The sequence below is a fragment of the Psychrobacter sp. H27 genome (assembly GCF_059072655.1).
Window position 1 is genome coordinate 86,484 of the sequence record NZ_JCACRX010000001.1, and the last position, 12,300, is coordinate 98,783.

A 12,300-nucleotide genomic window follows, 5' to 3' on the forward strand; every position below is an offset into this window, starting at 1 on the left:
CAGTTAAGAACAGCCAGATAAGATCAGTCAGCCAAGCGTAGTCAATCAAGCACTATGTACAGAGGCTTATCAAGCTGTTTCTTGGACTTGCTCTAGAGAGTCATCTTGGTGCTGCGCTTTTGTATCAAATTCAACGCCGTAATTCTTCGGTAAAATCATATCAAGTGTAATCGCGACAATTCCTGACATCGTCACCGCTGAGCCAAAGATATTCTGAAAAAACTGCGGGGTTTGTGACAGTACATCAGGTACGAACGCAATACCTGTTGCCAAACCTAGAGAGGTGGCGATAATCAATACATTACGGTGGGTGAAGTTCACGGTAGACAAAATACGGATACCCGCAGTCGCCACAGTAGCAAACATCAATAACGTGACACCGCCAACGACTGGCTTAGGTAATTGCGTAAAAACAGCCCCAAGCACCGGAAACAGTCCCATCAAGCACAATATACCACCAACATAAAAACCGACGTAGCGACTCGCAATCCCTGTCATTTGAATCACACCGTTGTTTTGGCTAAAGGTGGTGACCGGAAAGGTATTAAAGACCGCCGCAATCAGAGAGTTGACACCGTCTCCTAATACGCCGCCTTTAATGCGTTTTTCATACAGAGGGCCCTTGATCGGTTCCCCTGATATCATCGAGGTAGCCGTCAGATCGCCAGACGTTTCAATACTGGTAATGATGTACATAAAGGCAATAGGAATAAACGCCTGCCAATCAAAACCAAAGCCATATTTGAACGGTACGGGCACGGTAAAAAACGCCGCCTCAGACACCAATGAAAAGTCAATACGGCCCATAAAGACAGCAGCGACGAGTCCAAGCATCAAACCGATAAAAATAGCGCTTGAGCGAATAACCTTGTTATTAATAATGCTGATGAGCACGACGCTTGCAAGTACGCCACCACCTAAAAGTAAATTTGGAATACTACCAAAATCCTCCGCACCAAACCCGCCTGCCAAATCAGTCAAACCTACCTTGGTTAAAGACAAACCAATCGTGACAATCACACACCCTGTAACAATAGGGCTCATAAATGATTTGAGCCTGGTGATAAATTGACTCAAAAATATCTCAACAAATGCACCGAGAAATGAGACGCCAAAGATAACTGATAAAATCTCTTCAGGACTTCCGCCACGGTTTTTTACCACAAACCCTGCGGTCAATACCGCCGCTAAAAACCCAAAGCTGGTACCTTGTAACGCCATTAACCCAGAGCCCACAGGACCTACTTTTCGAGTTTGAATAAAGGTTGCCACCCCAGAAACAATCAAAGACATGCTGAGAAGGTAGGGGATATGCTCACCCAAACCTAGAGTACCACCGATAATTAGGGAGGGAGTGATAATACCAACAAAGGCTGCTAGCACATGTTGTATAGCACCTAAGAATGCTTTGATAGGGGTTGGACGGTCATGTAGTTTATATAGTAAATCGGTATTTTCTGGAACGTTTTCACTCATGGTGGTTTCCTCCTAAAATAACTACTTGGCACCCGCGCAACGGCATATATCAGATAACATGGCAATCAAATGGATCTCAGATAACATGGAGGTCATTAGATAAGAATTAATATCTAACCTTTGAGCAGTTTTTTATCGATTTATACAATGGGGGCACACATCCGATTGAATACTAGCCAAAAAACCTATGTTTGTTGGCTAGTATTGCTAAAGTCTGACCATTTGGTCAGGTCTATTTAGGATATAGATAAATTATGAGTGAATGCAATGTTTTTTTTGGTACTAGCAGGTTTACGTGATTGTTACGTCTTAGAAAGAAAGGCTTAACCTAAATAGAGAGATTTTAGAAAATGAATATCATTAGATAACAGTCCATCTAGTTGCATCTGTACTTCAAACACCCACAAAAAAGCCCCAACCATACTTATCATGATTGAGGCTTCTTTGAATAGCTACATGACAATAAAATTGCAAATTTATTTTGGACTTGATGACCATACTGGTGAGCGAATGATGCCTTGTCCTGACTTACCGAAGGCTGCACCACCATTGAGTGATTTAATCGTTAATACACCTTTACCGCCTTGGGTCGACGCATAGACCACACGTTTACCATTGGGCGAGAAGCTTGGCGCTTCGTCGATACCAGTATTACCAAGGTTGGTCGTTACCGCACCACTGTTATTCATAATAGCGGCTGATCGACCACTCAAAAAGGCAATTTGCGTCCCATCACTACTAAACTGTGGACTGGTTGCATAGCCACCATTGGACACTTTGGTTGTGCGCCCTGAACCAAACTCATAACGATAGACTTGCGGCTTATTAAACCCTGTTTTGTCACTGACATAGACAAATGACTTACCATCAGGGGCATAACTTGGTTGTACTTCACTGCTTGGCAAGTTGGTGAGTCTCCTAGGTGTACCGCCGCTGACACTCATCTCATAAATATCAGCGCTGCCCTCAAAGCTACTGGAGAACAGTATCTTGCTACCATCAGGAGAGAATGATGGGCTTAGGTTACTACCAGAAAAAGGTGTCAATACGCTGGCACCGCCGCCACTGACGTTCTGAATGTAGATGACAGGGTACGACTTTTCACGTTGTACAGAGTAGGCGATACGGTTGCCATCAGGTGACCATGCTGGTGAGAAAATAGACCCTGCTACTTCGGTAATGGTTTTGGCGTTTTCCCCATCAGCATCCATTACTTTTAGACGAGAGACTTTTTGCTTGCCAGTGCCTGTCTCTTCAATGTAGGCAATACGTCCCGAGAAATCCCCTGGAATACCAGTAATCAGCTCATAGACCTTATCTGCGATCACGTGGCCGGCGTAACGCATACTTTCTCTGTTGTTATCTGCCGTTAGGTTTTGCTTACCCTCTATCACGCGGCCAGATTTAACATCGATAACCTCGTAATCGGTGACGACTTTGCCACGATTGGTGCGGGTGCTACCGACAACGAGATAAGGGATGCCCATGTTTTGCCACACAGGTAGCGTACCTGCCAGCTCGCTACTACTGCGCGGCTGCTGCGGCAAGTTTTGGCTGGTGACTGTCAGCTCTGTGTTGCTCAAGTCGTTTAGGATGATAGGAGATAAAACAGAGTCGCCTGCGAATGGTACAAACGCGACTTGGTTCTGTTGAACAGGAATATCATAGTCGAGTTCTAGTACGACAGGTGCTGCTAGCAAACTTTGCGAAGCAAGCAGTGCCGAGGTGCCAGTCAATAAAGAGACGAGTAGTTTTTTATGAGTACGCATGAGTTAATGGAGCTCCTAACAGTAGTATGATATTCATTTTTATAGTCAATAAGGCACGCATTTAAATAGAAAAAACCGATACGATACAAGCCGATTAACGTTACGTTATCAATAATACAAGACGCTAGCAACTGATTAGTTGCTACCTCTGAACTGTATGGTAAAAGTAGGGTATTTAGGATCATCAGTATTGATGGGTAGGCTACCTGTATTGAGTACGGCTTGTTTGGCGGCTTCGTTGACGGTGTTATCAGGTCCGGAGGCGGTAACATTGATGACGTCGCCATTGGCATTGACAGTGATGGTCAAAGTAGCACGCTGGGTGGAACCTCTCGCTGCGGTAGGCGGTGTATAGTTACGCTTGATAAGATTTATAATCTCGTTGTTGCTGGCACCGCGGCTACCACTGGAGGCGGAACGACTGCTGCCTCTAGAGGTGCTAGCCGTTGAGGTATCACCTGTGATGGTTGACTGACCATCAGATAAGCTAAAGGTTCGGCCTGCATTGCCAGAGCCATCGGTATCAATCTCTATATTACGATCGTTGGCAGTAGGTCTTTTTATTTTAGGTGGATTGTTTTGCTTTTGGCGAAAATCCCCAAGCCTTTTTTGCTCTTCGATCATCTGCTCTCTTTTATTTTGTTCAACTTGCTCGAGCTCTTCCATGGTTGTCTCGTCCAACTGAGATGCCCACTCGGCCATTCTGCGCTCATACTCTTGGTTTTGTTCGCGCAATCGCTGATGCTGCTCTTCGCTCATGAGCATGGGCTGGCTGGCTGGCTCGTCAGATCGTGTAAACACAGGAACGCGCTGAGAATCTGGCTGGCTTGCGCTTTGCGCGCTGGTACTACTGCTTGATGTTTGCGGTTGAGCGCTACTGGGCGAGTCGCTGGTGCTACTTTCCATTTGCATGGCACTTGCTGCTGCACGGTTGGCCAGTATCTGTCCTTGCATCTCAGCGAGTTGCTCAGGCGATACCATTACGGTTTCGATACTACCAGAGGTTTCGACGTCAGCGGTTTGATAATTATAAACCAGTACACCGATGATAAGACCATGTGCTAGCAAGCTGAGCAACGTAGGTAGGGTCAGCCCGTTACTTTCAGGTTCGGTAGGTACATAGACGGCAGGCGCATTATGCATGGTATAGATACTCATGAACGGTAGTTATCAGAAACGAGAATTATCGGGCTGGCTATTGAGTCAGTATTTATGGAGCGTACCACTATTGGAGCGCAGGCGTTGGTAGAGGCGCACCAGTCAACAATCCCACTTTTTCAATACCGGCCTGCTGCAAGGTCGCCATTAGCGTCATAATAGCGCCGTATTGGTTATTTTGATCGGCATTGATCATCACTTGCAATGGCTCGGCGTTGGTACTACCGCTCTGAGACTGTAAGTTTGATAGTGTGTTGATCAGCTCAGGCTCACTCATAGGTAAATCGATGTTGCTCTCATAGCTGACAAAAATCTCACCATTATCAGTCAAAGAGACAATAACGGGTAATTGGCTCTGGCTCATCGTATTGGTCTGCTCTTTTGGCAAATCAACATCGACACCTGTAATGAGCATCGGTGCGGTCACCATAAATATCACCAACAGCACCAGCATGACATCGATATAAGGCACGACATTCATCTCTGCATTGAGTGTTTTTTTCTCACGGCGATAGGGGTTTGGTTTCATAGCCCATTCACCTGACTGGCACTCACTTGAGTTTCTCTGTTGACAGTGCTTTGAACGCTAGTCTCACGCTGTAGCATGCCTGTCATCTCATCGCAGAATAATGCACGTGAGTCATAAAGGTTACTCGATTTTGCAGTGAAATGGTTGTAAGCCAGTACCGCAGGAATAGCGGCAAATAAGCCCATCGCCGTTGCAATTAATGCCTCGGCGATACCGGGTGCAACAGAGGCTAGGGTAGCCTGCTCCGTTTGCGATAGCCCCAAAAAGGCATTCATAATGCCCCAAACAGTACCAAATAAGCCAATATAAGGCGCGACCGAACCGATACTGGCAAGCGCCGTCAGTCCTGACTCTAGCTGCTGCTGCTGGCGACCTAGGCCCACGCGCAACTTACGCTCGACACCATCGATAATATCGTCTTTGGGTTGGCGCTTTTTATGCATTCTGAGGTATTCTGAAAACCCCACATAAAAAATCTGCTCAAGCCCTTGGCGATCAGGTGAGCCTTGGATACCTTGATATAGCTTTGCCAAGTCTTCACCTGACCAAAACCAAGTCTCAAACTGCTGATCAAAGTTTTTGGCCGTACCGAGACGCGCACTCATACGAAAAATAATAACCCAACTGAATAAAGACGCTAATAGCAATAACGCCATCACAATCTGTACCAATAAACTGGCTTGGGTAATAAGATCAATAATATTTAATGATTCAGGCATGTAATGGACTCACGGATAATTGACAACAGCTGGATTGAATAAAAGTATATGAACCAGACCAACCTCAAAATATAACGCTTATGCTTTATTGGTCGCCCTCAAGGCAATGCTATGTTTACAACAGCAAAGATAATCGCCCATAGGGGTCGAGCTATGATTAAGGTATCGACACAATAACCCCCTAGTTTACTTCTAAATGAAAGAAAGGTCATTATTAATGTGTTAAACAAATAGATAGCGCATATATCAAATGGCAAGTAGCGAGTATATATAGAAATAATTGCAGAGCAACGAACGCTTTTATTGACAACTGATATACCTCGATACACTTAGAGTAATATAGAGAGTCGCATATTTGTATAGACGTTTAGCCCTTACGCCAGTGGCATCTCGAATTGTGTTTTTATACGAATTAGGCATTATCAACGATTGAGTTTGTAAGATAACTGGTCTAATATGTTACGCTTTGTTACTACATTATTCTCACTGTGGCGTCGTCATTTTTGCTGAAGTTACGTTTGATTTTAAGTAGTGGTGACTTTTTATTGGCCAGTCGGGGGCGACACTTATGAATGCAATTGAACGCTATTTTGGGATCAACGGTGAGAATACCACGATCAAAACAGAAATCATCGCTGGTATAACCACGTTTTTGACGATGGCATATATCATTTTTGTGAACCCAAATGTTTTAGCTGATGCGGGGATGGACAAAGGGGCAGTATTTGTAGCGACTTGTGTAGCTGCAGCGATAGGTTGTTTTATCATGGGCATATATGCCCGACTACCAGTAGCGTTAGCACCAGGAATGGGGCTCAACGCTTTTTTCACCTATGGGGTTGTGCTAGGCATGGGCTATGCATGGCAAACAGCGCTAGGTGCGGTGTTCTTGTCGGGTTGTATCTTTGTACTGTTAAGCTTATTTAAGATCCGTGAAGCAATTATTAATGCGATTCCAAACTCTCTCAAAAACGGCGTAGTCGCTGGTATTGGTGCATTTTTGGCGTTCATTGCTCTACAGAGCGCTGGCATTATTGTCAATCATGATGCAACCTTGGTTGGTCTTGGTGACATGACGTCATTTGGACCTGTTATGGCCTCATTGGGTTTTGTGGTTATTATCGGCTTGTCTTACAAAAAAGTACCAGGCGCGGTTACCATCGGTATTTTATTGGTTGCTCTGATTAGCTTACTAATGGGCTATACACAGTTCACGGGTATTATCTCTACGCCACCTTCAGTCGCACCAACGCTCATGCAGCTTGATATTGCAGGTGCGTTCGATGTGGGTATGATCAGTGTGATTTTTGCTTTCTTGTTTGTCGATTTATTTGATACTGCGGGTACTTTGATTGCAACCACTAGCCAAGCCAAGCTGACCGACAAAGACGGCAACATTCCTAATATGGGCAAAGCACTATTGGCTGATTCGTCAGCGACAGTAGCAGGCTCTTTGCTGGGTACGTCATCGACGACCAGTTATATTGAGAGCATCTCCGGTATTGCCTCAGGTGGCCGTACGGGCTTAATGGCAGTGACTGTTGGTGTGCTATTTTTATTCAGTATCTTCTTCTCGCCACTAGCAGGTATGATCCCAGCGTATGCAACGGCTGGTGCAATCTTCTATGTTGCTGTACTGATGATGGGCACTCTAAAAGACATCAACTGGAGCGATTTAACAGAAGCGGCGCCTGTAGTCGTCGTGTTGTTATTTACACCGCTGACATATTCTATCGCTGATGGTATTGCACTAGGCTTCATCACCTTTACTGCGGTAAAAGCTATCGCAGGCAAGTTCTCTGATATCAGTATCGCGGTATGGATTTTGACTATTATCCTATTGGTCAAGATTGTCTTCTTGTAAGATATAACCAAACATTAGCTAGTATCTAAAAAGCAAACCCTCTTTGTCATTCAATGATAAAGAGGGTTTTTCTTTGTCAGTAATGTAGATCTACAGCTTCAGCTTTCACCCTCACATTTTGGATGTTTGTACTGGCTTTTGACATGCCAAAAAACAGGCAATAGTAAACAGAAATATATAACCAAAGCGTCATAGTCAATAAATTGCTTGTAAGCTATTGTTATTTATGTATATATTAATTTATGAAATTAAGAAAAATTCGTTAGTTTGAAATTTTTTTTCATGATATTATAGCCGAGTTAAGCGCATCACCTCAATCAACGCCGTAGAGGTTTTTCTTACAGTGAATTAGCACATAAAGATGACAGATTTAGGTTGTTTCAAGCGATATCTGGTCATCACACTCCTTTCACTACTAACAAGAAGAAGGCACTAATGCCGCTTAATTTTTCGTTGTTGCCTTTGTATTGTTAACGTAGCCCGTTTAACGGTCGAACGACCTACTTAACCGTCTCCAGCATGTGCTGGATTTTCTAGTTTTGTGATGGCGCCGTTTGGTCTTTTGATTATTGCTGTGAATATCCGTCAATAACCTCTATTTTTTGATAGCGGTTACGAGCAGTTATACAGGACGATCAGACTTCCTAAAGCACCATTTATTATGGTTTTTAAACGATAGTTATGGAGTTGTTATGAACCCAGTAGACCAGTTTACCCCGCAAGAGCCGATTTTGTTCAATCCTGTTGATTTGCTGTCGCCAGAGTATCTTGCGCAATCAGCAGCAGAGCTACATAAGCGTGTTTCGCCATTATATAGCGTTGATGAAGAACGTTGGTTGTCTGATTTATTGCCACTTGCCAAGCCTAGTATAGAAGAGCGCGATGCTGCTGCTGAGCAGACGCGCAAGCTGGTTGAGCATGTGCGTAACGATGGCAAAGCCGTCAAGATGGTTGACTCATTATTGCTTGAGTATAGCCTTGATACCCAAGAAGGTATCTTGCTCATGAGTTTGGCAGAAGCATTGATCCGTGTACCAGATAATTACACGGCTGATGCGCTGATTCATGACAAAATGAGTGTCGCTGATTGGAAAAAGCACATCAAAAACGACAATGGCTTTATGGTCAATGCTTCTACATGGGGCATGATGATGACAGGCCGTGTTGTCAGTATCGACAGCAGCACCACTGCATCAGGTTTCTTGGATCGCATGACCAAAAAGATGGGTGAACCTGTCATTCGTAGTGCCATGCAAAAAGCCATGCGTATCATGGGTCACCAGTTTGTATTGGGTGAAACTATCGAAGACGCCAACAAAAACAGCCAACCATATCGTAATAGAGGCTATACCTATTCGTTCGATATGTTGGGTGAAGCGGCGATCACGCACAAAGACGCTGAAAAGTACTTCAATGACTACCTGCATGCGATCAGAGCAACGGCTAATGTTAAAGTCAAAGAAGGCATGCCTAAGCCGTCTGTATCTATTAAATTATCAGCACTGCATCCTCGCTATGAAGCCACGCAAGAAGCTCAAGTTATGGGGCTATTGCGTCAGCGTTGCCTATTGCTTATTGAAGCTGCGCGCGAAGTCAATGTCGATATCAGTATCGATGCTGAAGAAGCAGATCGCCTTGAGATTTCTCTAAAACTGTTTGAGTCTTTGTACCGTGATAATTTGACGGCTGGCTGGGATGGTTTGGGTATCGTCGTGCAAGGTTACTCTAAGCGTGCTATCGCTGTATTGGCTTGGCTTGCTCGTATATCGACTGAAGTAGGCGACCGTATTCCAGTACGTCTGGTAAAAGGTGCTTACTGGGATACTGAGATCAAACTTGCTCAGCAAAAAGGTCTATCAGGCTATCCAGTATGGACACGCAAAGAAGGTACGGATACCGCATACCTAGCTTGTGCGCGTTTCTTATTGTCAGAGCAATTGCGCGGTCTTATCTGGCCACAGTTTGCCACGCACAATGCCCATACACTGTCGTCAATCATGACCATGAGCGCGCACAGAGACTTTGAGTTCCAACGTCTGCACGGTATGGGTGATGCGCTTTACGATCATATCTTGCAAGCTTACGAGATCCCTGTGCGTATCTATGCACCAGTGGGCGCGCACAAAGACCTGCTACCATACTTGGTACGCCGTTTGCTTGAAAACGGGGCTAACAGCTCGTTTGTCCATCAGTTGCTAGACAAGTCTTATCCAATTGAAAAGCTAACCGTACATCCGTACGACAAGCTACTTGCTAATGCCACCTTGCACAATCCAGATATCCCGTTACCACTAGAGATTTATGGTGAGCGACGTGCAAGCTTTGGCCCTAATATATTTGTTGAGTCGCAATGGCTGCCGTTCAAATCAGCTATTGATAGTCATCTAAATAACAAATGGTCAGCGACACCTATCATTAATGGTCAAGCGATCAATGAGTATGAAGTAGATGGTGCCATCCATCAGCTGAATGCGCAGACTGTACTTGCGCCTTGGAACCACGATGTAAGCGCTGGTGAAGTCAAATATGCCAATGCAGCACTAGCGCGTCAAGCGATTGATGTGGCTGTTGCTGGACAAAGTCTGTGGCAAAACGTGAAGGTCGCTGAGCGTGCTGCTATCTTGCGTAAGATTGGTGAACTATTTGAAGAAAACTATGCTGAGCTGATGGCACTATGCCAAGTCGAAGCAGGTAAGACCATGCAAGACAGCATCGATGAAATCAAAGAAGCCGTTGATTTCTGCCGTTTTTATGCTGATGAAGCAGAACGATTAGACGATGTTGTACATGAGTTTACCGATTTGTCTGGTAAGCAATCTCGTCAAGTGTATAAGCCACGAGGCACCTTTGTTTGTATCAGTCCGTGGAACTTCCCACTAGCGATTTACACAGGTCAAATCGTAGCAGCATTAGCAGCAGGTAATACTGTCGTGGCTAAACCTGCCGAACAAACCAGCTTAATTGCTCATTTTGGTGCACAGTTGATGTATCAAGCGGGCGTACCAGCTGAAGCGCTACAGTTAGTTACTGGTGCAGGTGATGTAGGCGGCGCATTGACAACTGCTGACAACATATCAGGGGTGATATTCACAGGTTCGACGCAAACTGCCCAGCGTATCAACCAAAGCTTGAATGATCATGCACAAGCCAGCGGTGAGTTGCCTGTCTTTATCGCTGAGACTGGCGGTCAGAACGCTATGATTGTTGATTCAACAGCATTGCCAGAGCAAGTCGTGAGAGATGCGGTGCTATCAGCATTTGGCTCAGCGGGTCAGCGTTGTTCAGCTTGCCGCATACTATGCGTGCAAGAAGAGATGGCTGATGACTTGATCGAGCTACTGCAAGGCAATATGGCTGAGCTGTCTGTAGGCAATCCTTTGTATGCTGCGACAGATGTAGGTCCAGTAATTGATGCTGACGCCAAGCATGGTTTGGAGGCGCATATTGCGCGTATGGATGCTGAACCGACAGCGAATATTTTGGCGCAAACGCCAATGAGCTCAAGTTCAGTGGTCAGCCAAGAAAAATCTACCTTTGTACTGCCAACCGCGATCGAAGTCAAAAGCATTGACGTCATCGGCGGTGAGCACTTTGGTCCCATTCTACATGTGCTGCGTTATCAAGCGCGTGATCTGAATAAGCTGATTGATGCCATCAATAATACAGGGTTTGGTTTGACTTTGGGTATCCATAGCCGTATCGAAAATACGGTTGAGCACATTGAGCGTCGTGCTTTTGTAGGGAACACCTACATCAACCGTAACCAAATCGGCGCAGTTGTAAACGTCCAGCCATTTGGCGGTTGTGGTTTATCTGGTACTGGTCCAAAGGCTGGCGGACCGCACTATGTTGCGCGTCTGATGCAGCTCAAATCAGAGTCAGTCAATGCTGCACAACCAGCCGCTAGCATGACAGCGACAACCACCCAATCTACCACTCAAACAGAACTCGCATAAGGAGTAGCAACATGGCGACTGAATTCAAAAAAAATCATGCCCAGGTTTGTGAATCTTGGCGACTACTTGGCGCAGTCAATCGCGCAACGTACCTGCAAGCGGCAGTGTCAAAACTGGCGCTGCTCACTGGTGATGCTAATAAAGCAAAGCGTTTGTTCAACCATCTATTGAGTGCGGCTCCTAGTCTAGATGAGACGCACCGCATGACGGGTGCAACTGGCGAGTCAAACGACTTGTATGTGACTGGCCGTGGTAAAACCATGGTCATTGGCGGTGAGTCTGCTAGAGCCATGGCCGTACTAGGACAACTTATCGCTGCGCTACTGACAGGTAATGAAGTCATACTACATTGCCCAAGCCAAGATGATATGTGTAGCGAAGCGGCTAAGATACTACATGATACTGGTATCAGCGAAGACGTGCTAAGCGTCGCTAACGACTCGCAAACGGTCACACTTTTATACATCGACCGTCTTGCGCAAGTAGCAGTGTCTGGTAGTCACAGCGAAGTACAGGCGATCAGTCAAGAGCTGGCCAATACTGATGGTATCTTAACCCAAGTTATCAGTGTCACTGATATGGAAGGCTTATCAGAAATGTTAACGCCTGACTATTTGCATCGGTTTGTCACTGAGCGTGTTAAGACTATCAATACCACAGCAATTGGTGGTAATGCGAGCTTGCTTGAGCTTGGTACAGAGTAGAATAGTTGCATTAATTACGAATTCGCTCAGCTTTTATAGTAACTATTCATAATAGCAATCTTCACAAAGGCTAAGCGGTGTTTGGTAGCGCTATAAGTACCAAACCAGTAATTGCATAAAATGTA

8 protein-coding genes are annotated in these 12,300 nt (G+C 45.2%); 3 read left to right on the plus strand and 5 right to left on the minus strand.

Annotation, left to right across the window (positions count from 1 at the left end):
- Positions 1-69: 69 nt before the first annotated feature.
- The 5 genes from AC5JPY_RS00350 to tolQ form a co-directional block, all read right to left on the minus strand.
- Positions 70-1,476 (minus strand): nucleobase:cation symporter-2 family protein, encoded by a 1,407-nt coding sequence (locus AC5JPY_RS00350; RefSeq protein WP_443524141.1) that lies wholly within the window; start codon positions 1,474-1,476, stop codon positions 70-72.
- A 476-nt stretch (positions 1,477-1,952) separates the two neighbouring features.
- On the minus strand, positions 1,953-3,245 hold the full coding sequence (locus AC5JPY_RS00355) for a translocation protein TolB (protein WP_493851705.1): 1,293 nt from the start codon (positions 3,243-3,245) through the stop codon (positions 1,953-1,955).
- A gap of 135 nt (positions 3,246-3,380) precedes the next feature.
- Complete coding sequence (locus tag AC5JPY_RS00360) at positions 3,381-4,403, minus strand: cell envelope integrity TolA family protein (protein WP_443524138.1); 1,023 nt, start codon at positions 4,401-4,403, stop codon at positions 3,381-3,383.
- A gap of 67 nt (positions 4,404-4,470) precedes the next feature.
- A complete protein-coding gene (gene tolR, locus AC5JPY_RS00365) occupies positions 4,471-4,932 on the minus strand; it encodes a protein TolR (RefSeq protein ID WP_493851706.1) in 462 nt (153 codons plus the stop codon).
- Positions 4,929-5,651, minus strand: coding sequence for a protein TolQ (gene tolQ / locus AC5JPY_RS00370; protein ID WP_493851707.1), 723 nt, complete (start codon positions 5,649-5,651; stop codon positions 4,929-4,931). Before tolQ ends, tolR begins: the two co-directional genes overlap by 4 nt.
- Positions 5,652-6,219: 568 nt before the next feature.
- Here tolQ and AC5JPY_RS00375 point away from each other — a divergent pair.
- The 3 genes from AC5JPY_RS00375 to AC5JPY_RS00385 all read left to right on the plus strand — a co-directional run bounded on the left by AC5JPY_RS00375 (position 6,220) and on the right by AC5JPY_RS00385 (position 12,175).
- The gene (locus AC5JPY_RS00375; protein ID WP_493851708.1) at positions 6,220-7,515 is read left to right on the plus strand and encodes an NCS2 family permease; all 1,296 of its coding nucleotides are present in this window, start codon (positions 6,220-6,222) and stop codon (positions 7,513-7,515) included.
- A 692-nt stretch (positions 7,516-8,207) separates the two neighbouring features.
- Positions 8,208-11,471 (plus strand): bifunctional proline dehydrogenase/L-glutamate gamma-semialdehyde dehydrogenase PutA, encoded by a 3,264-nt coding sequence (gene putA, locus AC5JPY_RS00380; RefSeq protein WP_493851709.1) that lies wholly within the window; start codon positions 8,208-8,210, stop codon positions 11,469-11,471.
- Positions 11,472-11,482: 11 nt separating this feature from the next.
- Entirely contained in the window at positions 11,483-12,175 is a 693-nt protein-coding gene (locus AC5JPY_RS00385; RefSeq protein WP_319050327.1) for a 1-pyrroline-5-carboxylate dehydrogenase, read from the plus strand.
- Positions 12,176-12,300 lie beyond the last annotated feature (125 nt).